This window comes from Stenotrophomonas sp. RIT309, assembly GCF_000632045.1.
GTDB lineage: Bacteria > Pseudomonadota > Gammaproteobacteria > Xanthomonadales > Xanthomonadaceae > Stenotrophomonas > Stenotrophomonas indicatrix.
This window is the reverse complement of the sequence record NZ_JFYS01000041.1, coordinates 121,322-146,946: the sequence shown is the minus strand read 5'-3', so window position 1 is coordinate 146,946 and position 25,625 is coordinate 121,322. Positions and strand designations below refer to the sequence as shown.

Sequence of the window (25,625 nt, the reverse complement as noted above, 5' to 3'; positions counted from 1 at the left end):
TCAATCAGTGTTTGAGGGATAGATGAGGTGCGACGATCTTGGGAAGTACCAATGCAGCTTGAGATGCTGGAACCATGGCGTCTAAGTGTTCTTGGGCGAGCTTTGACTGATCGGATCCGGCAGTCCGGCTCCAAGCCGCATCCTTCGCTTCCGCCAGCATTTGAAAGGGGTTGCCCACCTCCTTCCTTAGCCTTTCTGCCGTCTTTTCTCCAAACAGCCATCGCGCCTCGGCCAGCAAGCGACGCATCTGGACAACGGCACTGCTATCGCCCTCCACGATTCGCTGCAAGGACTGACCAAGGTCGACGTATAGCTTGTAGCGCCTATCGAACAGATCAGCCTTCAGCTTGTTTCTTGCCGTCAGCCATTGACGTAGCGCGATGATTCCCACCGCAGCAGCGACCAGTATCTGCCCGATCGCAGTGAAGAGCTTGATCTGAAGATCGCTCATGCCCAGTACGGTCTCAACCATTGCAACACCCTCCCTGTATTGGCCCGGATTATCACATTTGTTAAGGTTTGTTAGGGGCTGATGGACAGACCCATGGCTGCGCCCATTGCTTGCGCCGAGAGGGGTAGATCGTTGAGCGGAAAGGACAAGTGGTACGAGTTTGGTGAAGCCCTGGCCATCACTGCGGGTCTGGTGACCGCAGCCGGTGCAATGTTCGCTGCTCCGGCTCGGTTGTTCCCGATTCCAGGACTGAACTACGTAGTAGCGATTGCCGTTGCCTTTCTGGCGTTGAGGATTTGCATTGGTGCGGGGTGGAGCCTAGGGGGAACATTCGCCCACCGGCGCACGGCGGCATTCGTGGCCATCGGCACTTCGGTTATCTACACGACGATGATCGGTGGCCTTGTCGTGGCGCTGGTCGAAGGCAGCCGCGGCGCCTGACAAACGTTCACCTACCTGACCTCACTTGTTCCTCATGAGGAGGATTTCTTCCTCATGAGGAACCTCAGTTGCCTCGGGAACCGAAAGTAGGTTTGAATTCCTACAGTGGGCGTTCTTGTGGGCGCCTCAATTCAAAGGCCGTTGATTGACCAGGACGTGGGAGTCCACTGGTCGATCAGCGGCCTTCTTGTTTGCGGGGTAGAGCAGTCCGGCAGCTCGCGTGGCTCATAACCACGAGGTCGGTGGTTCGAATCCACCTCCCGCTACCAAACGGCCGGTAGTCATGGCCACCACTCAAGCCAGCACATAGGCCGTCGTGAGACGCGCTGCTGGTGTCCGCGCGACCTTGCAACCGCGGTAGTGGTGGGCCATGCCGGCCTCCTTTCATTGGGGGAACCGCGGTGGGCATCAAAGAGCAGATCACTACGGACCTGGCGGTCGCGGGTTCGAAGATCGGGGCGGCAGCCAGCGTCACCGCAGCGACGTACTCGCCGGGCTACACCCTGAGCGACTGGGCCCTGATTGGCACGATCATCTTCACCATCGTCCAGACGTTCACCGTCATGGTGAAGAACTGGGGTGACTGGTCGGCCTGGTGGACGGCGCGCATGGGCAACGCCAGGCGTTTCTGGGCGTGGATCCGCGGCCGTGGCTGACACCAAGCTAAGCACCAAGCAGCGTGTGGGCTTCGCTGCCGCACCGCTGGCGCTGATCGGCGCGCTGGTGGCCGCCCTGGGCACGAATGATTCGGCCCACGAAGGGCGGCGCTACACGCCGTACTACGACTCGGCCGGCATCCTGACTGTCTGCGCCGGCATCACGGGCCCAGCGGTGGTGAAGGGCAAGCGCTACACCGATGGCGAGTGCACCAGGCTGGAAACGGTCTACGTGCGCACCATGCTCGGCCACATGGGGCAGTGCGTCCGCGGCGAGTTCGAATTCCACGAGATCAAGGCCTGGGGCCACTTCGCCTACAACATCGGCACACCGGCCTTCTGCGCCAGCACCGCGGCGAAGCGGCTCAACGCCGGCGAGCGCCAGCCTGCTTGCACCGAAATGTGGAAGTGGAGGTACGTCACCATCGGCGGCGAGAAACGTGACTGCGCGCTGCCGCAGTGGAGCTCGAAGTGCGGCGGAATCATCGATCGCAGGCAGTGGGAAATGGCCACCTGCCAGGGCCGCCTGCAGTGATCACCAGGTCGGCCGTCTCTGCCTGGTGGGCAGCCTGGAAGTGGGTTGCCATCCTGGCCGGCCTGCTGAGCCTGTCGCTGTGGCTCAACGTCAGGCAGTACGGCGATCGCCGTGAAGCTGCAGCTGCAGCACGGGCCGCCACCCTGGCGGACACGCTCGAGGTGACGGCGGGAATCGCGCGCCAGGCCCAGTCCGACAGTGCCCAGTTGCTGCAGCGGCTGGAGGGGATCGCCGAGCGCGGCGAGCGGACCAAAACGATCTATCGAGCAGCAGCTGCAGCGCAGCCGTTGCCAGCCAATTGCGCCCCTGGTCAGGCCCGGGTCGATGCCATCAACCAGGCCCTCGGGCCGACCAGCAGGACCGCGAAGTGACCCAGAAACCATCGACCGGGCGGATCGTCCACTACACCCTGAGCGATACCGACGCGCTCCGCATCAATGCGCGCCGTACCGATGGCCCGGCCATCCAGGAACGCCTGCTCGACAACACCTGGCCAGTCGGTGCCCAGGCACACATTGGTAACAAGGCCGCCGCCGGCGACGTGCTGCCCGCAATGGTTGTGGCGGTCCAGCCGAACGGCCAGATCAACGCCCAGGTCTTCCTGGATGGCAATGACGTGCTGTGGGTCACCAGCCGGGACGAGGCCAGCGAAGAATCCGGCAGCCACCCTGGTCGCTGGCACTGGCCGCAGCGCTGACGTCATGCAGCTGCGCCACGCTCTCGCGATCGCGGCACTGATGGTGCTGGCCGGCTGCGCACAGCACCTGCAGCGCGTGCCGGCCCAGTGCGACGCGATGTGCTTCCGCCCGTGTGTCGATGCAGGTGAAGACACCGGCGTGCGCGTGACTACAGATCCTGCCGCCGCTGACGCCTGGGACAACATCGGCGGGGACGTGGTCGGCCAGCTGGCCGACAAGCTCCGCACCTGCGACGCGCGGCGGAAGGCCTGCGAACAGTGCCTGCGCCGGCTCGACGCCAAGAACGTAATCCAGCTTTGAGCGCCATCCCGGCGCCATAGGAGAGCAGCATGTTGAACCAGCAAGCCGGTACGGCCCCACTGGCGGACCCGCAGACGCCGATCGAATCCGCCGTGAAGGACTTGGCGCGGACTCAGCAGGATCTGCACATCGCTGTCGAGCAGCTGGCGCGTCGCCTCGCGCCGGTACTGGCAGAGGCGAAGCCCGACGCGGCGGCGTCCACGGGGCGCGCCATCGGTGCGTCCCCTTTGCTCGAGCACCTGTTCCAGCAGCGGGACGCAGCGGCGGTGACCCTCGACATCATCAACGCGCTGCACGCCCAGCTGACCCTGTGAGCAGGACGCCCGCCAGCTTCAGCCTCACGGTCGTGCGCGGCGCCACCTGGGAGGACGACTTCACCTACACCAATCCGGATGGGAGCCCATTCGACCTGACCGGCTACCAGGCGCGGATGCAGGTGCGGACGCTGGCGGGCCAGTTCGGGTTGACCCAGGCGGACACTCTGGTCATGGAGCTCAGTACCGCGGTCGGTTCGCTGCTCATCGCTGATCCGCTCGACGGCGTGGTTTCGATCACCGTGGCCGCCAAAGCCACCGAGGTCCTGAATCCAGCCAACGAGCGCAAGGTGAAGCACTGCTACAGCCTGGAGCTGTTCAAGCCGGAAGGTGCGGATCCGGAATACGTGATCCCGCTGGTGGCCGGCAAGGTCACAGTCCAAGGCGAGATCACCCGCTGATGCCTGTTATCCGAGCCACTGAAGGCGCGGCGCGCGTGATCGTGGTTGAGCGCCGCGGCGCTGTCGCCATCCGGGATCCTCGCACCCCGATCGTCGCAGCAGCAAAGACCACCCAGGTCGAGGCGATCCAGGCCGATACACGAACGGTTGAGGTCGCAGCCCGCGGTGCCCAGGGCCCAGCAGGCCCGGCCGGCCGTGATGGAACCTCACCGGAAGCGACGTATCCGGTTGGTCAGCAGATCCATGGCCACCGCGTGGTCCGTCTGGACAGCGGCAGGGCCTACCACCCGGACACGGCAGTGCTGGAGCACGCCCAGGCATGCGTCGGCATCGCCTTGCAGTCAGCGAACACCGGTGACGTCACGGTGCGCCTGGCCGGCACGATCGAGGAAGCCAGCTGGGCCTGGCACGACGGCGCGGTGTGGTGCGGCGCCGACGGCACGCTGACGCAGAACCCGGGCACTACCGGATGGCTGTTGTGCGTCGGTCGCGCGCTCAACGCCACCACCCTGATGATCGACTTCGACACACCCATCGCACGGATCTGAACCCATGGCCGACAAGACCCTGCAGCTCAAGAACAACATCACCACCGAGGTCGAGGGCGTCACCGCGTCGGCGGGCGCTTCCGACGCCGGCAAGATTGCGGCCCTCGGCCCGGATGGCCGCTTCGACGACTCGCTGCTGCCGGCAGGCATTGGCGCGGACACCAAGATCTACCCGGCCAGCGAAGTGCTGGCGGCGGGCGACTACGTGAACATCTGGGAAGACGCCGGCACGGCCAAGGTGCGCAAGGCTGATGCCAGCGCCGCCAACGCCGGCAAGCGCGCCCACGGCTTCGTGCGCGCCGGCGTGGGCACTATCGGCAACGACGCCACCGTGTACTTCGAAGGGCCGAACAGCTCGCTTTCGGGGCTGACCCCGGGCGCGACCTACGTGCTGAGTCACACCACCCCCGGCGGTGTAGTGCCGCTGGCATCGGGTACCACCACGGCGGGCCACATCCTGCAGATCCTGGGCGTGGCCACCGGCGTGGGCGAGATCAACGCCGAGATCGGCAATCCGGTCGTCCGGGCCTGATATGGCAGCACGGCGTCCGCTCGTCCTCGATTCGAGCAACCGCACCAGGGAGCTGCCCACCGGTGACATCTTGGTCGGTGTTCCGCTGCTGCTCGCGATTGGGCTCCGGGCTGGCGGGGTGTTCAACGTCGCACTGACTTCGACCTACGAGATGGCGATTGGCCTGCGGGCTGGCGGCACGTTCAACGTACAGGCGACGACCTGATGGCTACTCGAATTCCACTGATCCTCAACCAAGCTACGGCCCGTATCGAGGAACTCGCTGCGGCGGATACGCTGCCCGGATCGGCAGTTTCCGGGTTTCTTGGAAAAAATCGGCTCATCAACGGGAACATTGCATTCACTCAGCGTGGCAATAGCGGCACCGTGCAAAACGCAGCGGTATACACCGCCGACCGTTGGCGATGCTCTGCTGTTGGCGGCTCCGCAAGTAATTGGGGGGTCGGTGGGCATGCAGTCGGCGAAGTTCCTGACGCTACCCGATACCTCGGCTTCAATGTTGTTTCTGGAACTACTTCGGCATGGATCGGTCAGCACATCGAAGGTGTCGAAACCCTCGCAGGCCGAGAAGTTACGATTTCTTTCTACATGCGAAGCAACGTGGCTGGGAAAAAAGTAGGCGTTACCTGCCAGCAGATTTTCGGAACCGCAGGCTCTTCGCTTACGAATGTGGATGGAGGGATTGTCACGCTCGGCACCGCGTTCCAAAAGTTCTCAGCAACGCTCACCCTCCCATCTATCGCGGGCAAGACTATTGGAACCAACAACAACGTATTGCTGGTGTTTTGGCTTTGCGATACCACTGCCCACGGCGGGCAGTTGGCGGGCCAAGTTGGACTGTTTGAGATTTCAAGCATGCAGCTTGAAGAAGGCGCGGCGGCTACTGCCTTTGACATGCGCTCTCAGGCTTTGGAACTTCTCCTGTGCCAGCGCTACTACCAAAAGTCGTTCCCTGTAGCAGAAGATCCAGCCAACAACAGCCTTACCTGCATCCACCGCCCCGGCGTTAGTTTCGCGGCGACTGCTATGCGCATCGGCGTTTCATTTACAACACCAATGCGGGCTTCACCGTCGATGAAATTTTTCATGGGTGCAGAAGTATCGGGTGGCACAGCGGGTCGATGGGGGTACTACGACCCCGGCGCGGGGGCTTGGCGATCTTCCACCACTGCGCCAAACGTTGTTCAGCTTACTAGCAGCGGGTTTACCGTAGACATTGAAGGTACGGGGCTGGCATTCCCCAGCAGCTACCTTATTACCGGGCAGTACACGGCAGATGCGGAGATTTGACTGTGTATCAACTCACCAATAATGCAGATCTGATTCTCTGCGTTGAAACTGGCGATTTCATCCCACGCGGCCACTACTTGTGGCCGACCGCATGGCTGGAGTCGAACACACCGCTGCCGGTCCTTCCACCCTATGAGCCGAACACACCAGCCCACCATCGCGCCATCCGCGACGCAGCGTGGGCGTGGATGACAGGCGTGGTTGTTGAGCGCGGTTACGACAGCATCGAGAGCTGCGTTGGCTACTTCAACAGTGGGGTGCAGCGGTACCGGTTGGAGGCGCGGGCCATGGTGGCGTGGCGCGACGCGGTGAACGAGAAGCTGGTGGCGCTGATGCTGGATCCGCCCGCCGGGGTCGTGACCTGGGATCAGGTGCGCCCGTTGCTGCCGCAACCATCCCAGTTCAATTGGCCATCCAGCGTAGATCTCCCGCTCGGGGTAGATGACGGCCCTGCAGTTGAACTTTGATCCAACCTGAGAGGAACCCAGCCAGTGGCCGGAAAGATTGACCCGGCGACGGGGCTGCAGGACCAGCAACGGCGGTTCGCAGACGAGTACCTGGTGGACTTCAATGGCACCGCGGCCTACATGCGCGCCGGCTACAAGGCCACCGGTGCCGCGGCCAGCGCCGCCGCGGCGAGACTACTGGCCAACCCCAAGGTGCAGGCCTACCTGGCCGGCCGGAAGGAAGAGCTGCTGCTGTCGCAGCGGGTCGATCAGGAAGCCGTGCTGGCCCGGCTGGCGTTCATGGCGCTGGGTGACATCCGCACCCTGTTCGATCAGCACGGCAACCTGAAGCCGATGAGCGAGCTCACCGCGGAAGAGGCCAGCCTGGTCCAAGGCGTGGAGGTGTTCGAAGAGTGGGAGGGGCGAGGCGACGAGCGGCGCGCGGTCGGCCTGACCAAAAAGATCAAGCTGGTCAGCCGCCTGGATGCGGTCAAGACCCTGGGTACGCACTTCGGCATGTTCGCCAAGAAGGTCGAGCACACCGGCAAGAACGGTGGTCCGATCGAGAGCCAGACGCGGATCCTGGGCGATGTAATGGATCTCATCGATGGATCCGACACCGGCCCCGGGCCTTCGACCTCACGGAGCAAGTAAGCCGTGGAGGAGCTGAGCGACCAGGACGCCAGCCGAATCATCGAGAAACTGGGTGATCGGTGGTGGCGGCTGAACAACCTGTACTACATCACCGACAAGTTCGGTCGACGGGTGCAGTTCAAGCTGAATGAGGTGCAGGCAGACCTCGACGACAACCTGCACACATTGAACCTGGCACTGAAGTCGCGCCAGCACGGCATCACGACCTGGGCCTGCATCCGCGCCCTGGATATGGCGTTGTTCAAGAAGAACACCAAGGCCGGTGTGGTCGCCCATACCGCCGGCGATGCCGCAAAGTTCTTCCGCAGCAAGGTGCTGTATGCCTACGACAACCTGCCGGACTGGTTGAAGAAGATCCGGCCGGCAGTCAGGCGCGACATGCGCGACGGTGTCCTGGAGCTGGCCAACGGCTCCAGCATCGAGGTCTCCGTGTCCCATCGCGGTGGCACGCTGACGTTCTTGCATATCTCCGAGTACGGGCCGATGTGCGCCATGTATCCGGAGCGTGCAGGGGAGGTGGCGTCCGGTGCACTGAATGCGATCGCCTCCGGCAACATCGTGGTGATCGAGTCGACCGCATATGGCGCCGCCGGCGACTTCTACGAGCGCTGCCAGACGGCGATCGAACTGGACCGACAGATCCGGGCCGGCACCGCCAAGCTGACCACGATGGACTACCGCTTCCACTTCTATCCGTGGTTCCGGGATCCCATCAACGAGCTCGACCCGGACGGTGTCACGCTCACGGCCGAAGACGAGGCCTACTTCGCCAAGGTCGAGGCGGAGATGAACTACGCGCTGCGGCCTGAGCAGAAGGCCTGGTACGTCAAGAAGGCGGCCGAGCAGCGCGACAAGATGAAGCGGGAGCACCCCAGCACGCCGGAAGAGGCCTTCCAGGCGAGCACTGAGGGGGCGTACTACGGCAAGGAGATGGCCGCCGCCGACAGCAGCGGGCGGATCACCGATCTCCCGATCAACCCGCAGGTGCCGATCCACACCTTCTGGGACATCGGTCGCAGCGATGCGACGAGCATCTGGTTCATGCAGGAGAACGGGCCCTGGCTGGACTTCGTCGACTTCTACGAAAACTCGGGTTTCGGCGTGGCGCACTACGCCAAGGTGCTGAAGGAGCGCGGCTACCTGTACGGCAAGCACTACTGGCCGCATGACGGCGCCAACGAGGACTGGTCGGCCAACGAGAACCGCGTGCAGGTCGCCGGCAAGCTGGGGGTCAAGCCAGTTGTCGTCGTGCCCCGGATCAACGACATCACCGAGGGCATCGACATGGTCCGCAACATGCTGCCGCGCTGCAGGTTCGACAGAGTTCGCTGCGGTCCGCCCAAGGCGGGCGAGGGCCGAGGCGGGCTGGAAGCCCTGCGCCGTTACACCAAGGTCTGGAACGACAAGACGGAAACGTACTCCGACCTCCCATTCCACAACTGGGCCAGCAATCCCGCCGACGCGATCCGGCAGGCGGCTCAGGGCTACGTCAGCAGCAGCGGCCGTCGCGTCGGCGAGTCGCGCGGCACGGCCAACGACAACTGGAGAACTGCATGAACGTTTCCCCGCGCGAGCGGAACACCCCCACGGCGGTCGAGCTGGTCGACCTGCTGTCACTGCTGGTCGCCGCCGCAGACGAGGGGCAGCTGGTCAGCATTGCATTCATGCTGCGCTCGCCGTCCGGCGACACGATGGTCGACTACCGGGGCAGCCACGAGCTGAGCGAGCTGACGGCCCGAACGGTCCTGCAGCGCATTGCTCAGGACGTAGCCGGCACCCATCCGGCGATCGCCGCTCAGATCCACTCCGATCTCGGCAGGAAGGCGAACTGACGTGAAGAAACGCACGGTCGAGCAGCTGGTCATCCACCTGCAGCAGGCCCGCGGGTACGCGCGATACCTGCCAGGTGGCGAGAACCATGGCACCGTTGTCGAGGACCATGTCCTGTCGCCCGACCAGGCCGTCGCGGCCGTGGTGGAAGAACTGGACGCCGCGCTGGAGCTGCTGGGAGCTGAGGCATGAGCGCCGAGGTCGAGCTCGCCCCGGATGGGTTCGTCTGGTGCGGCAAGAAGGGAGATCTCACGCTTTACCTGACCCACGTCGTGCGCGATGGCGACGACGATGCCGCGCTCTACATCCGCAACGAGAACCGCCGGGTCGAGGGCGTGAACCCGGTGACCGGGACGATCGCCTATGGCAGCCCGGCCTACCTGGTGCCCTTCCGGGACTTTTGGATCTTCCGCCCGGAAGACAAAGACCGCGGCCGGCACCACCACATCGGCGACATGGTCGCCCGCCTGCAGAACGCCTCAGTCGCGCTGTACGGCCTGGACGTGCCTGCGTTTCGACACCGCATCCATGACGCGATCCTCGAATTCTGCGACGACGTGAAGAACCTGCGGCCGCCAGCGGAGCAGACCCAGGAGCAGTGGCTTGGCGAGATGGCCAGCATGGGAATCCAGATCAAGATCAACGGGCAGAGGGTGAACTGATGCAGACGATCGAGAACTTGCGCAGCGAGCCGGCCTACGACCCTGGTGCTGTAGACGTGGCCACCGCGGCTCCGCCCAACGTGGAAGGTCACCCGCTCGACAGCCTGGAGAACCGCCGTCTCCACGCGAAGGTGCTGGACTACTGGTACACCGCTCTCGATGCGTTCTACGACAACCGCATCGAGCAGATGCTCGACTATGACTTCTACGACCACATCCAGTGGTCGGAAGAAGACCGGGCGGTGCTGGCAGCCCGGCACCAGGCGCCTCTGACCTACAACAAGATCAAGATGGCCATTGACTGGGTCATCGGCACCGAGCGCCGCACCCGGATCGACGGAGTGGTACATCCTCGAACCGAGGACGATGTCGATATCGCCGCGGTCAAGTCGGAGCTGATGAAGTACCTCAGCGACACCAACCGTGTGCCCTGGGCGCGCAGCCAGGCGTTCAAAGACGCCGCGATCGCCGGCTGCGGGTGGACCGAGGAATCGATCCGGACGGACCGGGCTGAAGAGCCGGTGATGATCGGGCATATTCCCTGGCGGCAGATGCGTCGAGACCCGGTGAGCCGCGCCCTCGATCTGAGCGATTGCCGCTTCCTGCTGCGGGAGAAGTTCGCGGACCTGGACTATGCGGAGGCCATGTTCCCCGACCGGGTCGAGCTGGTGAATCGAGCGGCCCAGGACCACTACGACGGCGACAACGGTGCGTTCGACGAGGAACTGGACCTGCCGCAGGTATTCCGCCGCTACGACAGCCGTGGTCACACGGTTACCGGCCGTCGCATCACAGGCCGGGCGTCCCTGGACAGCCGATGCCGGCTGCGGGTGCGCCTGATCGAGTGCTGGTTCAAACGCCCCGTAGCGCACAAGCGGCTGTGGGGTGGCGAGTACCGCGGCGATCGCTTCGACCCGAGCAACGCCCAGCACCAGCAGGCGTTGGCGGCGATGAAGAGCGAAGCTGCGCCGGTCTACTCCCTGTCCGACGCCGTGGTCGAGGAAATGTGGTGCGCGATCTTCACCGAGGGCGGACTGCTGCAGCTCAAGCGCAGCCCGTTCCGACATGGGAAGTTCCCCTACACACCGTACTGGTGCTATCGCCGCAACCGGGACGGCATGGAGTACGGCCTGGTCCGCGGTGTGCGCGACTCGCAGGAAGATCTGAACAAGCGGATGAGCAAGCTGTTGTGGGCCCTGAGCACGAATCAGCTGTTCTACGAGGATGGCGCCATCGATGAGGACCGCATCGAGGAAGTGAAGCGCGAGATAGCCAAGCCCAATGGTGTGATTGCACTGAACAATGGCGGTCTGAACAAAATCAAGGTGGAGCGGAACCTCGATGTGGCCGAGGCGCAGATCCAGCTGCTCGAGTTGGACGCCGCTCACATCCACGACGGTACCGGCGTGAACCGCGAGCTGTTGGGGCGCGAGACCAACGCGGCCAGTGGTCGGGCGATCCTTGCCAAGCAGCAGGAAGGCGCGGTGGGCACTGCGGAGCTGTTCGATAACTACCGCCTGGGAATCCAGCTCAGCGGTGAAAAGCAGCTGTCGCTGACCGAGCAGTTCATGACCGAGGAACGGCAGTTCCGGATCGTCGGCGAACGCAAGGGTCTGGACTGGCGTGTGATCAACCAGCTGCGCCTGGACACGCTCAACAACGTCTGGGTGGTCGACAACGACATCAGCCGCAACCAGGCCGACTTCATCGTGGACCAGCAGGACTTCCGCGAATCCATGCGCCAGGCTTTCGCCGAGCAGTTCTTCGACATGCTGGGCAAGCTGCCCCCGGATATGTCCATCCAGCTGCTGGACCTCGCCTTCGACATGATCGACATGCCCGGCAAGGACGAGGTCGTGCAACGCATCCGGAAGATAACCGGCCAGTCGGACAACGACCAGGACGTCGACAGTCCCGAGGCGCAGGCCCGCCAGCAGCAGGAATCGCAGGAGCGAGACGTGACCCTGCGCGAGCGCATGGCGAAAGTGGGCCTGGATGAAGCCAAACGCGAAGAGGTCATGGCCAAGGCCAAGGCCCTTCAGATCAAGACCAAGGGCGACGCGCTGAACGTTGCCGAGCTGATCGAGCTCCTGCTCCCCCTCGCTCCGGCGGCAGACCGCCTCCTGAGCACCCAACAGCCCCCCGAGGAAACCGCTCATGCAGCAGCCTGACAACGCGGGCCAGCAGTCGCTGGCAGCGAACGAACTGGAAATGACCGAGGGCGAGCGCGCGGCGCTTGCCAGCGCTGACGAGACCACCCCCGGCGCCGCAGCTGCGGCAACCGGCGCGGCCGAGCCGGCCGTCGCCGCTGGCGGTGCAGCGACGCCGGCAGCTGACGCCTCAGCTACTGCTGCTCCCGTTGAAGGAGCCACCCCGCCTGATGCGGCAGCCGCTGCAGAAGGTGCGCCTGCAGCACCGGCTGCAGCATCCGAGCCGGCGCCTGCGACGCCGTTTGTACCCACGTACGCGGCCGACGAGCGCGACTACGGCAAGGAAATCGGGGACATCAACGGCAAGCTGCAGGCCCTGAAGGAGAGGTACAAGTCCGGCGACGTCGAAGACGAAGCCTACGAGCAGCAGTACGAGGATCTGCGTGACGAGCGCAGCCGCGTCGAGCGTGTACAGGACATGGCCACCCTGCAGCAGCAGATGAGCCAGCAGAACGCCGACCAGTCCTGGGCGTACCTGCAGCGCCAGTTCCTCTCCCGCCCGGAGAACGCCGGCATCGCCGCCAGCCCCATGCGCTTCGCCGCGTGGGAGCAGGCCATGCAGAGCGTGGTAAACGAAGCCGCCGCTGCAGGGCGGCAGGTCACCGACTGGGACATCCTGGCTGGTGCGCGGGATCTGCTGGTGAGCGAGGGCCTGCTGCAGGCCTCGACCGCCGCGAACGCGCCCCCCGTGGCGCAGCCGCCGGCGAAGCCGGATCGCGCCGCACCGCTGGGCGCTATCCCGGCTACCCTGAGTACCGTGCCCGCAGCTGCCGACCCTACCTCCCGATCGACGGCTGACGCCGCTGCCGGCATGGACAACATCGAGGACATCGAGTCGTTCCTGGCCGGCAAGTCGGAGAGCGAACGCGATCGCATCCTGCGTGACGTGCCCGGTTCCTTCGTGGCGGACAACTGAGCCCCATGCCCAAGCTGCACACCACCTTGGAGCCCGGCGACGTGGTCCTGATCCCCTCCGGGTCGGGTGCGTCGATCACCTTCACCGAGAAGAGCGGCAAACGCTCGCGGGTGATCATCGAATCCAACACGCCGGTGACCATCACCCGAGCCGGTGAGCAGCAACCAACTGGCGGCGCGCTGCAGCGCGTAGCGCGTCGGCCAACGCCCACAACGGGCTGAATATCCTCAAAAGCCTGCGCAGTAGTGCGGGTCAACGACAGAGGCGCAGAAGTGCCGTGATCTCCCTGGAGAAGCAACATGGCACAGACGATCGTGGGTCTGAACGACCCCAAGGCCCGGAAGCTGTGGTCTGCGGACCTCATGGTTTCGGTATCCAAACAGTCCTACTGGACGCGAAAGATGATGGGCAAGGGGTCGGAGACCTCGATGCCGGTCATGCTGCAGACCGACCTGGAACAGGAAGCGGGCGACACCATCAGCTACGACCTGTCCGTGCAGCTGTCCGGTGGCGTCATCGAAGGTGACCAGAAGGCGGAGGGCAAGGGCGAGAAGCTCGATTTCTTCACCGACAAGGTCTTCATCGACCAGGCCCGTAAGCCGGTCAGCTGCGGTGGCCGTATGAGCCGCAAGCGCACCGTCCACGACCTGCGCAAGGTCGGCCGCAACCGCCTGACCGAGTTCTGGGCGCGCTTCTACGACGAGCTCTTCTTCATGTACGGCTCGGGCGCCCGCGGCATCAATGAGGACTACAACGTCCCGCTGAACTACGCCGGTCGTGCGGGCAACACGTTCGAGGCACCGGACAGCTCGCACATCCTGTTCGGTGATGGCGCCAGCAAGGCTTCGCTGACCTCGGCCGGCAAGATGAGCCGCGTCCTGATCGAGCGCGCCAACACCAAGGCGGCATCACAGGGCGGCGGTTCGACCCAGGTGGCGGAGATCCAGCCGATCACCATCGCCGGCGGCGAGCACTTCGTCACCGTCATGCACCCGTTCCAGGCGCATGACCTGAAGACCTCCACGGATCCGGGCAACTGGTTGGACATCCAGAAGGCTGCTGCAGCCTCCGAAGGTGCCAGCAACCCGATCTTCAAGGACAACCTGGGCATGATCGGCAACACGATCCTGCACAAGCACAAGTCCGTGGTGCGCTTCGGGGACTACGGTGCCGGCGGCAACGTCGCAGCGGCCCGCGCGCTGTTCCTTGGCCGCCAGGCCCTGGTGCTGGCCTTCGGTTCGCCGGGCAATGGACTGCGCTTCGACTGGTCCGAGGTTCCGCTCGATCACGGCAACGACATCGAGATCTGCGCCGGCGCGATCTTCGGCATCAAGAAGACCCGCTTCAACGGTAAGGACTTCGGCACGATCGCCCTGGATACCGCCGCGGCCGATCCGAACCCGCAGTAAACGTCACACCAGGAGCCCCGGCATGCCGGGGCTCTTGCGTTCAGAACCCACATCCATCGCAGGAGAAATCCATGTCCACGAAACTCGCAACTGGCCGCAACAGCGGCGCATCGTCGCCGGCCGCCGGCCTGGTGGTGGTCAACGACTACAGCTGGCCCGTCGAGGCCGCCGCGGATGGCGACCTGGTGCTGATCGGTGAGCTGCCGGCCAACCACAAGCTGCACAGCCAGGGCTCGGGCCTGTTCGCCAAGCTGGACGCCGCCGGCAAGCTGGCTGCCCAGAACGTCACCGTTTTCATTCCCGAGGCAATCGACGGCGCATCGGCGGCCGGCAACACCGTCATCGCCCCGACCGCGGTGGTTGCGGACACCGCGGCATTCACCCCGGTTGCCCTGCACCTGATCGCGGAGGCTCTGGGCTCCAAGCCGGTGAATCGTCCGGTTTACGTGAAGCTCAATACCGCCCCGGGTGCCCAGCAGGGCGAGCTGATCCTGCGCTTGGCCAGCTTCCCGGCCTGAGCCCCCCAACCGTAGCGGGGCTGCGGCTGCAGCCCCGCCTACCAGGAGCATCCCATGCTGATTGCATGCAAGTTCAAGCGCCCGAAGGCGCCCGTTGAGCTGGACGGCAACGTGTACTTCTTCGTGCCGATCGATCCCGCCAATGCCGATTCGGAGCACGTCGCCGACGTCGAGAACTCCGACCACATCCAGCGGCTGCTGGGCATTCCGGAGGCCTACTACATCGCCCGGGCTCAGAGCCTGCAGACGGTACCCAAGCCGGCACCGCCGGTCGCCCCCGTCGCAGAACAGGACCCGCCTCCGCCGGCTGGCGGCAGCACCGGTGGCGGTGCCGATACCGCGAGCTTGAACATCACCACCGACACCGACACCGACACCGGCACCGGCACCGGCACCGGCAGCACCGAGCCGCCCGCCGGCGCCAACGTAGCGGCCACTCTGCCGCCGGAGATCGTTGAGGCCGCGGCCCAACTGAACGGCCTGAGCTGGCAGAAGCTGAAGGCCGAGTTGGCCAAGGGCGGGATCGCCAAGGTCGTGATCAAGGCTGCCCTCGACCTGGAGCTGGCCAAGCCTGAACCCGACCAGCGCGGCACCACCCTGAAGGTGCTGAGCCAGGCGCTCGAGGAAGCCTGACGTGGAGGCGCGCACCCTCAGCCAGTTGATCGAGGAATGCCGGGAAGAGCTCGACGACGACGTGGCTCCCTACTTGTGGAGCGATGCAGTGCTGACCCGCCACCTCAACGAAGCTGTAGAAGAGGCGTGCATTCGGGCGCGGCTGCTCGTGGAGAGCGGCCGCCCCGATATTTGCCACATCAACCTGGAGCCGGGCCGGGCCGACTATCCACTTCACCCGACCGTGTATGTGGTCCGGCGCGCGGTTCTGGCCAGCAACCTGTCTGACCCGCTCTGCAGGACAACCAGCGCCGCCCTGGACGGACGGCACCGTCACTGGCGCACCGAGGCAGGGCGCCCCAAATACCTGGTGCGCGATCGACAGGCACGCGAGGTGTCGGTGAGCCCGGTGCCTGCGGAAGTCGACGTCCTGCGGCTCACGCTCTGGCGCGTGCCGGAGGCTGCCGAGGCGATGGAAGACAGCGAGGACGAGCCGGTGATCGATGCCATCCACCACCGGAAGCTGGTGCACTGGGCTTGTTGGCGGGCCTTGAACAAGCGCGATTCAGAGCAGCGAAGCACCGCGGACGCTGATCGACACCTCGCACTGTTCGAGAGCTACTTCGGCGAGCGGCCCACCGCGCGCGCGCTGCAGCAGCTGTCGATCGACCCCACCACCGGCACCCAACCCATGTGGTTCTGACATGCCCGTTCGCGATGAAGATCTGCGCCAAGCAGGCCCCTGGCCCCTGGGCATCAACAACGTGGCCGGAGAAGGGGCGCTGCCGACGGATGAGAACGGGATCCCGCGCGCGCTGCGTGAGGCGGACAACGTCGACTTGGTCGCCGCCGGTCGGCCGCAACGCCGGCGCGGGCATCAGCGATTCCGGCCCGGCGCGCTGACCCATTCCCTGTGGAGCCATGAGCACCTGCAGTACGGGCTCTTCGTCGATGGCGGCCAGCTTCATGCCCTTCACGAGGATGAGCGCGTGGAAGCGCTTGGCATCGACGTCGGTCTGGACCCGCTCAGCTACACGCTGATCGGCGATCGCGTCTTCTTCAGCAACAGCACTTCCTGCGGTGTCCTCGACATCGACCTGCAGGGGCATCCCTGGTCCCCTGAGCACCCAGCGGGCCAGCCGGTACTGGCACCGTCCGCCGCAAGTGCGCTGGCGCCTGGGCAGTACCAGGTCGCGGTGACCTTCGTGGATCGGCTCGGCCGTGAGTCGGGCAGCACGCTGGCCGCGGTGATCGACATTGTCGAGGGCGGCGGGTTCGAACTGAGTGACATTCCGCTGCCGGTGGCTCCGGAAACGGCTTCGGTTGCGATGTACGTTTCCGGGCCGAACGACCAGATGCTGCGGCAGTACGTCATCCTGCCGGCCGGCACCCGCTCGGCGCCGGTGCTGTCTGCAGGCGAGGGCAGGGCGCTGACTACGCAGTTCCTTCGTCCGCTGCCGCCGGGCCACATCGTGCGTGGTGCGCACGGCCGGCAGTTCGTAGCCAGTGGCCAGGAGGTGCTGTGGTCGGAGTCGCTGCGATACGGCATGTTCCGGCCCTCGACCAACCGCATGCGCTTCAACGCACCGATCGATCTGATGGAACCCATCGGCGACGGGCTGCAGGATGGCGCAGGCCTCTACGTCGCTGCCGGCGCGCGCACCTACTGGTATGCCGGCGCCGACCCGAAGGACTTCACGCAGGCAGTGGCGCGCGGTAGCGGCGCGGTGCCTGGCTCGGCCATGGTCGTCAACGGTGACGTGGTTGGCCTGCAGTCCGCGTCACCGGTGCTGGTCTGGCTCGCCCGCGACGGCTACTTCTGCATTGGGCTGCCGGGCGGTCAGGTACAGGTGCTGAAGAAGGGGGAGGCGGTCGTCGATGATGCCGACCATGCCGCACTGCTGCTCCGCCAGCAGGACGGCCTCAGCCAACTCGTGGCTGCGCTGCGGGCACCCAAGGGCCAATCGCTGGCCGTCACCGACCGGGCAGTCGCCCACGTCATCCACCGAGACCCCTGAGCCATGGCTGTGTTGGCCAAGCCGGACGACGTGAAACGTCGCCTGGAGATCTGCCGTGCCTGTCCGAACGCCGAGCGGCTCGGGCGTTGCCTTTTCCTGCGCTGCAGCCTCTGCAGCTGTCCCCTGGCAAGCAAGACCCGATTTCAAGGGGCTTCCTGCCCCGCGGGCAAATGGTAACCACCGAAGGAGAAACCCGATGAACGTCATGAAGGCCCTGCAGAACCTGGGCACGGTGGGGCGCGACGCCGTCCGCGCCATCCGCCAGCACAGTTACGAAGTTTCCGAGGCGGGCATCTACCTTCCCACCGCGCGCGCGACCATCGGTGGCGTCTTCCGACATGCACATGCGCCGGCAGGCGGTGCGTTCGGGCCGTGGCAGGTGGACCCGAATCGATTGGTCAAGGAGGGCCTGAACTACATCCTCAACACCGCACTCGGTGGCACCAGCCAGCAGACAGCCTTCTACCTGGCGCCATTCGCGGGGAACGTGACGCCGGCAGCGGACTGGAAGGGATCCACCTTCAAGGACGTGGCCACCGAATTCACGGCCTACACCAATGCCAGCCGTCTGCCGTGGACCACCACGCCTTCCACGGCCGAGGCCATCGGCAACAGCGCCGCCCTGGCTGCGGCGACCCTGATCTATTCGGCTGGTGGACCGTACAACCTCTACGGCATCGGACTGCTGACTGGCTCGGCCAAGGGCGCGACGGCGAACATCCTGGTCGCTGCCACCCGCTTCGCCACGCCTCGCACCAACCAGCTCGCTGGCGACAAGCTGGCGCTGGAGTATGTGCTGTCCGCCAAGGACGAGGGCGACGTCACCTGATGAGCGGGTCGCGGTACAGCGGGTGGACGCCAATCGTAGTTGTCGGCGATCGAGAGGTCGCAGCTCAACACGTCCCGGAAGCAAGGAAGCTGCTGGGTTTCGTGCTCGAAGAGGCCAGACGGAATGGCCTTGGGATCGCGAACCTGCGCCGTGAGTTGCAGGATGGCACGGTACTGCTGGCCGAGAAGATCGGTGAGTTGCCACGGGTCACCATCATTGCCCCCGGGCCACCGCCGGTAGAGGAACCGTCGGAGCCCCGCGGCGGCTTCATCGTCTGGCCAAGATGGGACGTGCCCACAGGCGACCCGGCGCAACGCGGGTCGCAGGTGGATCCCACGGGCAATGATCCCACCGCGTGGCTGGAGTTCGTCGGCAGTCGTGTGGTCGCCCGTTACTGGCGCCGATGGGACGTGGTCGACCAGATCCAGGGCGCCCGCTACGAGAGCTACAACCGGCCGGATCTGTATCCCGATGGGTTGTACTTCTTCGGGAACATCGACTGGAAGGACGGCGAGGATCTGGCGCTTTCGTTCTACGGATTCTGCTCGCGGTACGTGCACGACGTTGCCTTGCTCGACATCGGCGCGCGCTGGGTGCTGCAGCAGGGCCAGGCCCTGTTCGACCGGATCTCCTACCGCGACGAGCTACAGCAGGATCCGCCGGAATACCTGTCGTGGCGGATCAACTCCGCCTGCGTGCGCAAGACGTCGGCTGGCGTTCAGGAGCTGGTGGTGGCATTCACCAACTACGCCCAGGACCAACCCACCACGGCGCAGTCGGCCTTCGTGGCCTTCAGGCTCCGTCGGAACGAGGGGACGCCGCAGAAGGGTGACTGGGTCATCGAGCCCGGCAGCCACCGCCTACTGGGCATGACCCCAGGGCAGATCAACCCAGAAGGCGGCATGTCGGGGAACACTTTCGCCGATGCGGCCATGGCCTGGTTCTTCAATGGCGACGGAACGCGAGCGATTCGCACCGTCAACAGTGAGCAGACAGCGGGCGTTCCGCTGATCAACACGATGACCCAGGAGGTGGAGATCTCCGACAGCAGCATCACCCACACAGCGGTCCAGGCTGCCTACCTGCAGGGCAATTACGCAGGGAGCGGCGGCAACTTCGCCTTGGTCGCACCCACACGTGGCCTGGTCGTGTCCGACTTCGCCGGTATGGAGCGGAAGGACGCTTACCTGGCGCTGCGGCGGAGCGAGGGGCGGTTTGCTGTGGAGGCCAACAACTACCAGGGAATGGTGCGTGTGTCGGTGGTACTGGAGTTCGACGGTGGCGAGATCACCCTGATCGATCGGGACTTCGCAGTCGGCAATGACCGCCAGGACTATCACCTGATGGCTTACATGGACGCGCGCCACAACCTGTTTTCAGGGTGGCGGATCCAGGGATTCAACGGGGCGCACACGATCCAGCCCTTTGCCTACATGGCCGGCCGGATGGTGTATGGCGAAGCAGAGGCGGTGGCATGGGATCCGAGCTCCGGTACCGCAGCGCCTTTCCCTGGCTTGGACACACGTGCACCTGGCGCGGTCACCGACGGCTTGGTGTTCGGCAGCTACTGGGTCGGCGCCGGCGGGTCTGGATGGGGACCGCGCACACCGAACCAGTCCGGCGTCCTCTGGAACAAGCACCCTCGAGAGGGATTGATTGCGTTCGCCGGGTCTTCGCTGCTGGTCCCGCTGATGATGGACCAACAGGGCGTCTACGACTTCCTGGGGTTCCCTTGGGCCGGCGGCTGGAACTACAGCAAGGGGCGCTACTGCGTCTCGATACCCGGCGCCTACACCGGCGCTCTGAACTACGTGACGGGTCACGACCTGGGGGCCTTGCTCGGCGCTACCGCTGACGACCGGCGCTTCTACCCGCTGACCGTCTTACCCAAGCCCATTTAGGAGCCTTCATGGCAGTGAACACTTCCACAGGGTTCGAGGCGTCGATCCTCGGCCCATCGGCATTCGAAGCGATCTTCCGAGGCGGCTGTATCGAGATCCGCACCGGGCCCCAACCTGAGACGGCAGATATGCCGGCGACAGGGGCGCTCCTGGCCCGTATCACGCTCGACGGTGGTGCCTGGCAGGCCGGCGTGTCGACCAATGGCCTGAGCTTCGCGCGCAACGGCCGCTACGTCTACAAGGATGCTGCCCAGCGCTGGGTTCTGCGTGGTCTCGCTGCCGGCACTGCAGGTTGGTTCCGGCTGGTCGGCAATGCGCCCGATGCCGGCGGAGTCTCCTTCGATTCCCCGCGGATCGACGGCGCGATCGGTCTGGACGACGACAGCCCGGGCGACTTCCAGATGCGCCTGCCCACTTTGGCCATGGCCACCGACACCGGTATCGAAATCGGTGAATGGTGGTTTGCGATCCCCCCACTCTGACGAAGGAATAAGCACCATGACGATCTCCATCCCGCTCGCGCAGGCCCTCCTGGGTCAGGTCAAAAATGCTCTGGACGAGGGCTTCCTGTACGTGTTCGCCGGCCCGGTACCGGCCAGTGCCGATGCTGCCTTGGACATGGTTGGCAGCCACACGCAGCTGGCGAAGCTGTCGGTCGACGGCGACGGCCTCACTTTCTCCGCGCCCGTTGGCAACGTGCTGCCAAAGGCCCCGAGCGAAGAATGGGAGGGGTTGATCCAGTTCGACGGCGCCAATGCCGGCGCGCCGAGCCTTTCGCCGACGTTCTATCGCTTCTGCGCCGCAGGTGATGACGGGCGCGGGGCTTCCACCGGTGTTCGCCTGCAGGGCACAGCGGGCGGGCCCGCCTCGAATGCTGCAGTTTTGTTCAGCAGTGACGTGATGACGGCCAACGGCAGCAATAGCACGGGCGTGAGCATCTTCAACGTGGTTGCCGATCAGGCCAGCTGACATGTTGTCCAAGCCGCCAGTTTCCAGGTACGTCCCGCCTCAGCCCGCGAAGCCGGCGGTGCCATACCGGGCGGCCTACACCGTCTGCGGCGCATCGCCGGCCCGGGGCTACTGGCGGCAGGAATGCAGCGAGGGTCGGATGCCAGCGCCCAAGGACAGCGCTGTGCAGCTGCCGAAGGACGCCACCATTCTTGGCTACGAAGAGCAGAACGGGGTCACCTACGTTCGGTACATGATCTGCAGAAGCGTGTTCGTGCAGACCGCGCCACCCGGGCCTGTCACCTGCACGACTTACCCGGAGCAGAAAGCCGAGCCGGCGATGCCGGCCGTTCCGCCGCGCAGGGAATACGACTCGGTCTTCGAGTGGAACGCCGGCGCCGACAGCGCCGACGAGCTTGATGGTGATGTCGCTATGCGGCTGACCATGAGTAGGGCAGTGGGCGTCGTCGTAGGGCTTTCCGTCCTGGACGAAGCGGAGCTGTCCGACCCAGCCAGGATCCGACACGGGTTGTACTTCCACCAAAGCGAGGGAGGGCGCCTGCAGGCCTGCGTGCTCGAACGCGGGCGTCGCGTGTCGCCCATCCGGCTCTATGACTCCCAGGACACGTGGGAGGTAAGGCGCGTCGGTGGCAGCGTCGACTACCTGCACGACGGCCAGCGCTTCTACAGGTCGCAACAGGCCAGCTACGGGCTTGTGGTGGTGGGCTGCGCGATCTATGCGACCGGAGACTTCATCGAATGACCATCGAGTTTCTGCAGCTGGAGCACACCGCAATTGAAGGTCGTGCCAACGCCCTGCTGGCACTGAGGGCCGTAGGGGTTGGCCAAGGTGTCGGCGCCTCCGGTAGCGCCGTGCTGAGCCTGCGCTCGACAGGTCTTGGGCAGATCTACTTCGGCGGCGGCGTGGAGCCGGCGATTCCAGCCAACGGCGCCGCCGTACTGAACTTGAGCACTTCCGGGCAGGGCTACGACCGCGATGTCGGCGGTGGTGCTGCGGCTATCAGGGTGCTTGCCGGAGGCTTCCAGGCTGCCCCGGGCCGCGGCGCGGGCGGCGCGCGCCTGGCACTGCATGGCAGCGGTCGCCAGGTCACCACGCCGCTTGCCTATGCGGGCCTGTCTGCCCGACCACGAATGATCTCCGCATTCGGCGGGCACTGGTTCGCTTCGCCGCGTTCATCACTGGCCGTCGGTGAGACCCGGAGCAGCATGCCAACGCACGTTCTGAACGAAGTTCTCAGCATGGACGAGAGCCGCCGCAGCGCTCTGCTGGCAACCTGCAGGACGGCGGACACGCTGAGCCTGGAAGACGCTGCGGCCGTTGTCTTCGTGCTGCTGGTTGAAGAGGGAGTGAGCTTCAGCTCCGAGATCCACGCCGACGCGATCAAGCTAGAGCGCGTGATTGATCGCCTGCTGATGCAGGGGATCGCCAAATCCTACGCCGACGCGCTCAATGCCCTGGTCGGCGGCCTGTGGTTTGGCACCTTGACCGAGGCGTTGCGGACCGAGACGGTCACCGACGGACTGCTGGCCTCGGATCTTGTGGCCAGCCTGCAGCGCGCCGCTGAGCGCGTGGTTGACGGCATGCTGACCGATGCCCAGGCATTTGAATCTGGTACCGGCGTGGTGGTGGTGGATGAGCAGCTTCTCGCCAGCGCCGCCGGCAGCGGCACCGCGGAGCTGAACCAGTTGCTGAGGGACGGCTTGGGCTTCGTGACCCGTTTGGCCCTGGATACAGGGGAATACGTGGCGTGGGTCATGAATACCGAAAACCGCGCGCTGAGCCGGTACACCCAGTACCCGTTCAACAGCTTCGCCAAGATCGGCGGCAGGTACTACGCGGCGGCTTCGGATGGGCTCCATCGACTTGATGGTGACGACGACGACGGCACACCGATTGCTGCGCGCCTGCGACTGGGCCTTTCTGCACTGGGCACGCGCCGCCTGAAGCGACTGCCCGAGGCGTTCGTCGGCTACACCGCCTCGGGTGCACTGCTGCTGCATGTGATCACGGTCAACGAGGAGGGCGGTCAGAAGGAAGCGGCCATATACCGAATTCTGGAACGCCCGGCATCGAGCGAGCGGGAAACCCGCTGGAAGTTGGGGAAGGGGATCAAGGCCGTCGACTTCGACTTCGTGATCGAGAACGTGGACGGCGCCGACTTCGAGCTCGCAGCCATCGACTTCAGACCGATCTATCTTGATCGCCGGACCAGGGGATGACCATGGCAGGACCTTGCTTCTGGCGCGAGCCATTCAACCTTGTTCAAGACTGCGGCGGAGACCCTCAGCCCAGCGACTGGATTCTCACCTTCAACAACGGATATGTGGGCGGCGAAGAGGCGGCTCTGCTTCCAGGCTTCGTCCCTGGTGGCGATTTCCTACTGACGATCGAAGGCGACGTGGACGGTCGCACGCTCGAGATGCGCTATCTCAATGGCAGCGACCGCTATGACGCGTACTACATGGGTAACCCGACCAGCTACAACGGCTCCGATGGGGCTGCCGCTGTAGCAACGCAGGGTTCAAATCGTTGGGACGTATCGATCTACGTCCTGTGGAGCTGACCGGAGAAGCATGAATGGCAACTACCTGGTGTCCTGACCTGTCGGCGGATGCCGCAATCACCCTGGTCGGTAGCGCGCATGACAAGTTCATGGAGCTGGGCTCGACCACGTACACCATGGCCGTGTCCAACCTGCAGGGCCTCAACAGCGTTCGGCTGGATCCGATCGATTTCAACGTCGACTTCCGCTTCGCGGATCCGCAGGCCACGTTCCAGCGGCCGCGCGGCCCCGACCTGGATGAAGGGGCTCTGGAATTCCGCGCCCCTGATGTGCCGCTGCCCAGCGCGCCGGGCTTCGCCGCCGCTCCGATTGCGATCAGCGAAGCACCCGAGCTCGATGCTCAACCACCGACGCTGGCGTTCGGAGCGAAGCCGACGACGCCGAACGTCCTCGAGCCAACGCTCCCGGTGGATCCGGCGCCGATTGTGCTGCCAACGGAGCCGACCTACGTCCTGCCGCAGGTGCCGACGTTCGAGGCACTGAACCTGCCCGCTGTGCCGAACATTGCCTTGCCGGAGTTCGACGCGGAGAAGCCCGTCTTCATCGAGCCGCCGTTCAACGACACCTGGCAGTTCGAGGCCACACCCTACGTCAGCACGCTGGTGGACACGCTCACCGCCACGCTGAAGCCGATGATCGTCGGCAGCCAGGCGCTACCAAGGATCATCGAGGACGCGATCTTCCAGCGTGCCCGCAGCCGCATCGAGCTGGACACCCAGCGGAATGTGGACCAGGCGTTCTCCGAGTTCGGTGCCAGGGGCTTTGCCGAGCCGCAGGGCATGCTGGCCGGGAGGATCCTTGAGATCCGGCAGACCGGCCAGGGTGCCGTCGCCGAAGCCTCGCGCGATGCGGCGATCAAGCAGTTCGAGGAATCGCTGGCCAACCAGCGCATGGCCATTGCCCAGGGCGCGGCGCTGGAAGGCACGCTGGCGCAGCTGCACACAGAAGAGCAGAAGGTGATGCTGCAGGCGGCGACCTTCCAGCGAGAAACCGTCATTGCTGTGCTGAACGCCAGGATCTCGGTCTTCAACGCGCGGCTACAGGCCTACCAGACTGACGCCCAGGTGCTGCGTGATCGCATCCAGGCAGAGCTGGCCAAGGTCGAGGTGTTCCGGGCCCAGATCGAGGGGGAGCGGGCGCGCGGCGAAATCAATGAACAGCGGGTTCGCCTCTACGAGTCCCAGCTGCGCGGCGTGACCACCTTGGCGGACTTCTACCGCACCCGCGTCGAGGCAGTGAAGGTGCAGGCCGACATCAACCGCTTCGGTATCGACAAGTACCGAGCGCAGGTCGATGCCTATGAGGCGCGTTGGCGCGCCCACGTCGCCGAGTGGCAGGGCTACACGGCAAGCGTTGAGGGTGAAGGAAAGCGCGCGGATGTGTATCGCACGCTGGTCGACGCCAACGCCAAACGGGTCGACGCCTGGTCGTCGAGCAACAACATGCAGTTCGAGGCGGAGCGCCTGCGCATGGCGCAGCACGGCTTGGATCTCGACATATGGCGCGCCGGCATCACTCGCTGGGACGCAACCCTGAGCGGCGAGCGCGCCCGGCTGGCGGCCGTTGGACAGGCATTCGACGCGAAGGCTCGCATCTACAGCGCCGATGCCGGCGTGGAGCAGACAGCCTCTGCAGCGGCAGATCGCAGCTTCGAGCTCGGCCTGGCGCGGGAACGTGCCGACGTCGACGTCCAGCTGCAGCAGGCCCAGATGCGCGTCCAGCAGATGCTCGGCCTGCTGGCGCAGTCGGCGGAGATCCAGCGCGCGAAGGCCCAGATCTCGAGCCAGCTCGCGGCCAGCACGATGAGCGCCGTCAACTACGGAGCCAGCGTTTCCAGCGGCCGCAGCAAATCCAGCTCCTGCAGCCAGAACTACAGCTTCCAAGGCGAGATCGCGGACGCCTGATCCGCCTCAACTACCCA

At 65.0% G+C, this 25,625-nt stretch carries 35 protein-coding genes and 1 tRNA gene; 35 read left to right on the top strand and 1 reads right to left on the bottom strand.

The window, feature by feature from the left end:
* Nucleotides 1-4 precede the first annotated feature (4 nt).
* Nucleotides 5-472, bottom strand: coding sequence for a hypothetical protein (locus tag BW38_RS03355; protein WP_032977747.1), 468 nt, complete (start codon nucleotides 470-472; stop codon nucleotides 5-7).
* Nucleotides 473-544: 72 nt separating this feature from the next.
* Between BW38_RS03355 and BW38_RS03360 the strand changes: the two genes are divergently transcribed.
* The 35 genes from BW38_RS03360 to BW38_RS03505 all read left to right on the top strand — a co-directional run bounded on the left by BW38_RS03360 (nucleotide 545) and on the right by BW38_RS03505 (nucleotide 25,608).
* Nucleotides 545-892, top strand: coding sequence for a hypothetical protein (locus BW38_RS03360; RefSeq protein WP_032977745.1), 348 nt, complete (start codon nucleotides 545-547; stop codon nucleotides 890-892).
* A gap of 192 nt (nucleotides 893-1,084) precedes the next feature.
* Nucleotides 1,085-1,161: transfer RNA gene (locus BW38_RS03365), tRNA-Met, on the top strand.
* 132 nt (nucleotides 1,162-1,293) lie between these two features.
* Nucleotides 1,294-1,548 (top strand): hypothetical protein, encoded by a 255-nt coding sequence (locus tag BW38_RS0120910; protein ID WP_235189995.1) that lies wholly within the window; start codon nucleotides 1,294-1,296, stop codon nucleotides 1,546-1,548.
* Complete coding sequence (locus BW38_RS03370) at nucleotides 1,541-2,083, top strand: lysozyme (RefSeq protein WP_032977742.1); 543 nt, start codon at nucleotides 1,541-1,543, stop codon at nucleotides 2,081-2,083. Before BW38_RS0120910 ends, BW38_RS03370 begins: the two co-directional genes overlap by 8 nt.
* Nucleotides 2,080-2,454, top strand: a complete 375-nt coding sequence (locus tag BW38_RS03375) for a hypothetical protein (RefSeq protein ID WP_032977739.1) — start codon at nucleotides 2,080-2,082, stop codon at nucleotides 2,452-2,454. Before BW38_RS03370 ends, BW38_RS03375 begins: the two co-directional genes overlap by 4 nt.
* Nucleotides 2,451-2,780 (top strand): hypothetical protein, encoded by a 330-nt coding sequence (locus tag BW38_RS03380; RefSeq protein ID WP_032977737.1) that lies wholly within the window; start codon nucleotides 2,451-2,453, stop codon nucleotides 2,778-2,780. Before BW38_RS03375 ends, BW38_RS03380 begins: the two co-directional genes overlap by 4 nt.
* A 4-nt stretch (nucleotides 2,781-2,784) precedes the next feature.
* Nucleotides 2,785-3,081 (top strand): hypothetical protein, encoded by a 297-nt coding sequence (locus BW38_RS03385; protein WP_032977735.1) that lies wholly within the window; start codon nucleotides 2,785-2,787, stop codon nucleotides 3,079-3,081.
* Between the two features lie 29 nt (nucleotides 3,082-3,110).
* Nucleotides 3,111-3,395, top strand: coding sequence for a hypothetical protein (locus tag BW38_RS03390; RefSeq protein ID WP_032977732.1), 285 nt, complete (start codon nucleotides 3,111-3,113; stop codon nucleotides 3,393-3,395).
* Nucleotides 3,392-3,796: a hypothetical protein gene (locus BW38_RS03395; RefSeq protein WP_032977729.1), complete on the top strand. Its 405-nt coding sequence runs from the start codon at nucleotides 3,392-3,394 to the stop codon at nucleotides 3,794-3,796. The genes BW38_RS03390 and BW38_RS03395 overlap by 4 nt, the downstream gene beginning before the upstream one ends.
* Nucleotides 3,796-4,344, top strand: a complete 549-nt coding sequence (locus BW38_RS03400; RefSeq protein WP_032977726.1) for a hypothetical protein — start codon at nucleotides 3,796-3,798, stop codon at nucleotides 4,342-4,344. The genes BW38_RS03395 and BW38_RS03400 overlap by 1 nt, the downstream gene beginning before the upstream one ends.
* 4 nt (nucleotides 4,345-4,348) lie before the next feature.
* Nucleotides 4,349-4,876 carry a hypothetical protein gene (locus BW38_RS03405; protein ID WP_032977723.1) on the top strand — a complete coding sequence of 176 codons (528 nt, stop codon included), beginning with the start codon at nucleotides 4,349-4,351 and terminating at the stop codon, nucleotides 4,874-4,876.
* A gap of 1 nt (nucleotide 4,877) precedes the next feature.
* On the top strand, nucleotides 4,878-5,081 hold the full coding sequence (locus tag BW38_RS0120905) for a hypothetical protein (protein WP_032977720.1): 204 nt from the start codon (nucleotides 4,878-4,880) through the stop codon (nucleotides 5,079-5,081).
* Nucleotides 5,081-6,166 carry a hypothetical protein gene (locus BW38_RS21860; RefSeq protein WP_152543328.1) on the top strand — a complete coding sequence of 362 codons (1,086 nt, stop codon included), beginning with the start codon at nucleotides 5,081-5,083 and terminating at the stop codon, nucleotides 6,164-6,166. The genes BW38_RS0120905 and BW38_RS21860 overlap by 1 nt, the downstream gene beginning before the upstream one ends.
* Nucleotides 6,167-6,168: 2 nt before the next feature.
* Nucleotides 6,169-6,633 (top strand): hypothetical protein, encoded by a 465-nt coding sequence (locus tag BW38_RS21855; protein ID WP_152543327.1) that lies wholly within the window; start codon nucleotides 6,169-6,171, stop codon nucleotides 6,631-6,633.
* A 24-nt stretch (nucleotides 6,634-6,657) separates the two neighbouring features.
* On the top strand, nucleotides 6,658-7,266 hold the full coding sequence (locus tag BW38_RS03410) for a terminase small subunit (RefSeq protein WP_032977715.1): 609 nt from the start codon (nucleotides 6,658-6,660) through the stop codon (nucleotides 7,264-7,266).
* 3 nt (nucleotides 7,267-7,269) lie between these two features.
* Nucleotides 7,270-8,823, top strand: coding sequence for a DNA packaging protein (locus tag BW38_RS03415; protein WP_051585122.1), 1,554 nt, complete (start codon nucleotides 7,270-7,272; stop codon nucleotides 8,821-8,823).
* Entirely contained in the window at nucleotides 8,820-9,098 is a 279-nt protein-coding gene (locus tag BW38_RS03420) for a hypothetical protein (protein WP_032977712.1), read from the top strand. Before BW38_RS03415 ends, BW38_RS03420 begins: the two co-directional genes overlap by 4 nt.
* A 1-nt stretch (nucleotide 9,099) precedes the next feature.
* A complete protein-coding gene (locus tag BW38_RS03425; protein ID WP_032977709.1) occupies nucleotides 9,100-9,288 on the top strand; it encodes a hypothetical protein in 189 nt (62 codons plus the stop codon).
* Nucleotides 9,285-9,758, top strand: coding sequence for a hypothetical protein (locus BW38_RS03430; protein WP_032977706.1), 474 nt, complete (start codon nucleotides 9,285-9,287; stop codon nucleotides 9,756-9,758). Before BW38_RS03425 ends, BW38_RS03430 begins: the two co-directional genes overlap by 4 nt.
* Nucleotides 9,758-11,929 carry a hypothetical protein gene (locus tag BW38_RS03435; protein ID WP_032977704.1) on the top strand — a complete coding sequence of 724 codons (2,172 nt, stop codon included), beginning with the start codon at nucleotides 9,758-9,760 and terminating at the stop codon, nucleotides 11,927-11,929. The genes BW38_RS03430 and BW38_RS03435 overlap by 1 nt, the downstream gene beginning before the upstream one ends.
* On the top strand, nucleotides 11,916-12,884 hold the full coding sequence (locus BW38_RS03440) for a hypothetical protein (RefSeq protein ID WP_032977701.1): 969 nt from the start codon (nucleotides 11,916-11,918) through the stop codon (nucleotides 12,882-12,884). Before BW38_RS03435 ends, BW38_RS03440 begins: the two co-directional genes overlap by 14 nt.
* A 5-nt stretch (nucleotides 12,885-12,889) precedes the next feature.
* Nucleotides 12,890-13,105, top strand: coding sequence for a hypothetical protein (locus tag BW38_RS03445; RefSeq protein ID WP_005409207.1), 216 nt, complete (start codon nucleotides 12,890-12,892; stop codon nucleotides 13,103-13,105).
* A 78-nt stretch (nucleotides 13,106-13,183) separates the two neighbouring features.
* Nucleotides 13,184-14,293 carry a N4-gp56 family major capsid protein gene (locus BW38_RS03450; RefSeq protein WP_032977699.1) on the top strand — a complete coding sequence of 370 codons (1,110 nt, stop codon included), beginning with the start codon at nucleotides 13,184-13,186 and terminating at the stop codon, nucleotides 14,291-14,293.
* A gap of 71 nt (nucleotides 14,294-14,364) precedes the next feature.
* Nucleotides 14,365-14,811 (top strand): hypothetical protein, encoded by a 447-nt coding sequence (locus tag BW38_RS03455; protein WP_032977696.1) that lies wholly within the window; start codon nucleotides 14,365-14,367, stop codon nucleotides 14,809-14,811.
* A 54-nt stretch (nucleotides 14,812-14,865) separates the two neighbouring features.
* Entirely contained in the window at nucleotides 14,866-15,444 is a 579-nt protein-coding gene (locus BW38_RS03460) for a hypothetical protein (RefSeq protein WP_032977693.1), read from the top strand.
* 1 nt (nucleotide 15,445) lies between these two features.
* On the top strand, nucleotides 15,446-16,126 hold the full coding sequence (locus BW38_RS03465) for a DUF6682 family protein (RefSeq protein ID WP_032977691.1): 681 nt from the start codon (nucleotides 15,446-15,448) through the stop codon (nucleotides 16,124-16,126).
* A 1-nt stretch (nucleotide 16,127) separates the two neighbouring features.
* Nucleotides 16,128-17,441 (top strand): hypothetical protein, encoded by a 1,314-nt coding sequence (locus BW38_RS03470; protein ID WP_032977689.1) that lies wholly within the window; start codon nucleotides 16,128-16,130, stop codon nucleotides 17,439-17,441.
* Between the two features lie 196 nt (nucleotides 17,442-17,637).
* Nucleotides 17,638-18,270, top strand: a complete 633-nt coding sequence (locus BW38_RS03475) for a hypothetical protein (RefSeq protein WP_032977686.1) — start codon at nucleotides 17,638-17,640, stop codon at nucleotides 18,268-18,270.
* Between the two features lie 101 nt (nucleotides 18,271-18,371).
* Nucleotides 18,372-20,171: a hypothetical protein gene (locus BW38_RS03480; RefSeq protein WP_235189994.1), complete on the top strand. Its 1,800-nt coding sequence runs from the start codon at nucleotides 18,372-18,374 to the stop codon at nucleotides 20,169-20,171.
* Between the two features lie 8 nt (nucleotides 20,172-20,179).
* Nucleotides 20,180-20,653: a hypothetical protein gene (locus tag BW38_RS03485; protein WP_032977682.1), complete on the top strand. Its 474-nt coding sequence runs from the start codon at nucleotides 20,180-20,182 to the stop codon at nucleotides 20,651-20,653.
* A gap of 16 nt (nucleotides 20,654-20,669) precedes the next feature.
* On the top strand, nucleotides 20,670-21,140 hold the full coding sequence (locus BW38_RS03490) for a hypothetical protein (RefSeq protein ID WP_032977681.1): 471 nt from the start codon (nucleotides 20,670-20,672) through the stop codon (nucleotides 21,138-21,140).
* 163 nt (nucleotides 21,141-21,303) lie between these two features.
* Nucleotides 21,304-21,882, top strand: coding sequence for a hypothetical protein (locus tag BW38_RS03495; RefSeq protein WP_235189993.1), 579 nt, complete (start codon nucleotides 21,304-21,306; stop codon nucleotides 21,880-21,882).
* Nucleotides 21,879-23,360: a hypothetical protein gene (locus BW38_RS03500; protein ID WP_032977677.1), complete on the top strand. Its 1,482-nt coding sequence runs from the start codon at nucleotides 21,879-21,881 to the stop codon at nucleotides 23,358-23,360. The genes BW38_RS03495 and BW38_RS03500 overlap by 4 nt, the downstream gene beginning before the upstream one ends.
* The gene (locus BW38_RS21260; RefSeq protein ID WP_051585120.1) at nucleotides 23,357-23,704 is read left to right on the top strand and encodes a hypothetical protein; all 348 of its coding nucleotides are present in this window, start codon (nucleotides 23,357-23,359) and stop codon (nucleotides 23,702-23,704) included. The genes BW38_RS03500 and BW38_RS21260 overlap by 4 nt, the downstream gene beginning before the upstream one ends.
* 14 nt (nucleotides 23,705-23,718) lie before the next feature.
* Nucleotides 23,719-25,608: a hypothetical protein gene (locus tag BW38_RS03505; protein ID WP_032977676.1), complete on the top strand. Its 1,890-nt coding sequence runs from the start codon at nucleotides 23,719-23,721 to the stop codon at nucleotides 25,606-25,608.
* The last annotated feature ends 17 nt before the right edge of the window (nucleotides 25,609-25,625 follow it).

Excerpts from the sequence above, each read along its gene's own strand:
- BW38_RS03355 (WP_032977747.1), bottom strand. The coding sequence starts at position 472 with ATGGTTGAGACCGTACTGGGCATGAGCGATCTTCAGATCAAGCTCTTC.
- BW38_RS03360 (WP_032977745.1), top strand. The coding sequence starts at position 545 with ATGGCTGCGCCCATTGCTTGCGCCGAGAGGGGTAGATCGTTGAGCGGA.
- BW38_RS03385 (WP_032977735.1), top strand. The coding sequence starts at position 2,785 with ATGCAGCTGCGCCACGCTCTCGCGATCGCGGCACTGATGGTGCTGGCC.
- BW38_RS03390 (WP_032977732.1), top strand. The coding sequence starts at position 3,111 with ATGTTGAACCAGCAAGCCGGTACGGCCCCACTGGCGGACCCGCAGACG.
- BW38_RS03400 (WP_032977726.1), top strand. The coding sequence starts at position 3,796 with ATGCCTGTTATCCGAGCCACTGAAGGCGCGGCGCGCGTGATCGTGGTT.
- BW38_RS03405 (WP_032977723.1), top strand. The coding sequence starts at position 4,349 with ATGGCCGACAAGACCCTGCAGCTCAAGAACAACATCACCACCGAGGTC.
- BW38_RS0120905 (WP_032977720.1), top strand. The coding sequence starts at position 4,878 with ATGGCAGCACGGCGTCCGCTCGTCCTCGATTCGAGCAACCGCACCAGG.
- BW38_RS21860 (WP_152543328.1), top strand. The coding sequence starts at position 5,081 with ATGGCTACTCGAATTCCACTGATCCTCAACCAAGCTACGGCCCGTATC.
- BW38_RS03420 (WP_032977712.1), top strand. The coding sequence starts at position 8,820 with ATGAACGTTTCCCCGCGCGAGCGGAACACCCCCACGGCGGTCGAGCTG.
- BW38_RS03430 (WP_032977706.1), top strand. The coding sequence starts at position 9,285 with ATGAGCGCCGAGGTCGAGCTCGCCCCGGATGGGTTCGTCTGGTGCGGC.
- BW38_RS03435 (WP_032977704.1), top strand. The coding sequence starts at position 9,758 with ATGCAGACGATCGAGAACTTGCGCAGCGAGCCGGCCTACGACCCTGGT.
- BW38_RS03440 (WP_032977701.1), top strand. The coding sequence starts at position 11,916 with ATGCAGCAGCCTGACAACGCGGGCCAGCAGTCGCTGGCAGCGAACGAA.
- BW38_RS03445 (WP_005409207.1), top strand. The coding sequence starts at position 12,890 with ATGCCCAAGCTGCACACCACCTTGGAGCCCGGCGACGTGGTCCTGATC.
- BW38_RS03450 (WP_032977699.1), top strand. The coding sequence starts at position 13,184 with ATGGCACAGACGATCGTGGGTCTGAACGACCCCAAGGCCCGGAAGCTG.
- BW38_RS03455 (WP_032977696.1), top strand. The coding sequence starts at position 14,365 with ATGTCCACGAAACTCGCAACTGGCCGCAACAGCGGCGCATCGTCGCCG.
- BW38_RS03460 (WP_032977693.1), top strand. The coding sequence starts at position 14,866 with ATGCTGATTGCATGCAAGTTCAAGCGCCCGAAGGCGCCCGTTGAGCTG.
- BW38_RS03470 (WP_032977689.1), top strand. The coding sequence starts at position 16,128 with ATGCCCGTTCGCGATGAAGATCTGCGCCAAGCAGGCCCCTGGCCCCTG.
- BW38_RS03475 (WP_032977686.1), top strand. The coding sequence starts at position 17,638 with ATGAACGTCATGAAGGCCCTGCAGAACCTGGGCACGGTGGGGCGCGAC.
- BW38_RS03485 (WP_032977682.1), top strand. The coding sequence starts at position 20,180 with ATGGCAGTGAACACTTCCACAGGGTTCGAGGCGTCGATCCTCGGCCCA.
- BW38_RS03490 (WP_032977681.1), top strand. The coding sequence starts at position 20,670 with ATGACGATCTCCATCCCGCTCGCGCAGGCCCTCCTGGGTCAGGTCAAA.
- BW38_RS03500 (WP_032977677.1), top strand. The coding sequence starts at position 21,879 with ATGACCATCGAGTTTCTGCAGCTGGAGCACACCGCAATTGAAGGTCGT.
- BW38_RS21260 (WP_051585120.1), top strand. The coding sequence starts at position 23,357 with ATGACCATGGCAGGACCTTGCTTCTGGCGCGAGCCATTCAACCTTGTT.
- BW38_RS03505 (WP_032977676.1), top strand. The coding sequence starts at position 23,719 with ATGGCAACTACCTGGTGTCCTGACCTGTCGGCGGATGCCGCAATCACC.